Source organism: Roseibium sp. ROS1, assembly GCF_054658215.1.
On record NZ_BAAGIG010000025.1, the window covers coordinates 1 to 817 of the forward strand.

Annotated in this window: 1 protein-coding gene; it reads left to right on the plus strand. The window is 54.6% G+C overall.

Going from position 1 to position 817, the window contains the following annotated elements; all coding sequences use genetic code 11:
* The first annotated feature begins 79 nt into the window (after positions 1 to 79).
* Complete coding sequence (locus ACYQ6M_RS30330; protein ID WP_460077690.1) at positions 80 to 763, plus strand: IS6 family transposase; 684 nt, start codon at positions 80 to 82, stop codon at positions 761 to 763.
* The last annotated feature ends 54 nt before the right edge of the window (positions 764 to 817 follow it).

Consider the following 817-nt stretch of genomic DNA (forward strand, 5'->3'; position numbering starts at 1 on the left):
GGATCTGTCGCAAACTTTTCTTGAACCGATGTGGAGGTATTGATGCGCCGTTGATTTTCCGGTGTTCTGGAGACATGCGATGGCCATTCCCTTCAAAGGCGCTCATTTCCCCAAGGATGTCATACTTTTCGCGGTCTTCTTTAACGTCCGCTACGGCGTATCATATCGAGACCTTGAGGAAATCCTCGCCGAACGCGGCGTGAATGTCGATCATTCAACGCTCAATCGCTGGGTTACGAAGTATGCCGGCCAGGTGGCCGCCGAGGCCCGTCGCCGCAAACGCCCGGTGGATCGGTCCTGGCGAATGGACGAAACCTACGTCCGCGTGAAGGGCAGATGGGTCTATCTCTATCGGGCGGTCGATAAGTTCGGAAAGACGTTGGACTTCATGCTGTCCAGGCGTCGGAACAAGGCGGCAGCCACAAAATTCTTCGCTCGCGCTCTTGAAACAAACGGCATGCCGCGAAAGATCGTGATCGACAAGAGCGGCGCCAACACCGCCGGCATCAACGAGATCAATCGAATGTTGAAGCGCTTCGGCTGCTCGGTCCCGATCGAGATGGTGCGGATCAAATACCTCAATAATATCGTTGAGCAGGATCACCGTTTCATCAAGCGCCGGATCCGCTTAATGCTCGGCTTCAAGTCGTTCGAGGCAGCCGCATCTACGCTGGCTGGCATTGAAGTCGCCAGCATGATCCGCAAGGGTCAGTTCAGGGGTGAAGTCTGTCCATTTAAGCAGTTTGCGAACTTCGCCGTCTGATCTGGGTATTGCAAAGACCGCTACTCGTCACCCGTAAATTTTTGCGACAGAACC

What these genes read in the sequence shown, in the direction of transcription:
- ACYQ6M_RS30330 (WP_460077690.1), top strand. Translation starts at nt 80, where the DNA reads ATGGCCATTCCCTTCAAAGGCGCTCATTTCCCCAAGGATGTCATACTT.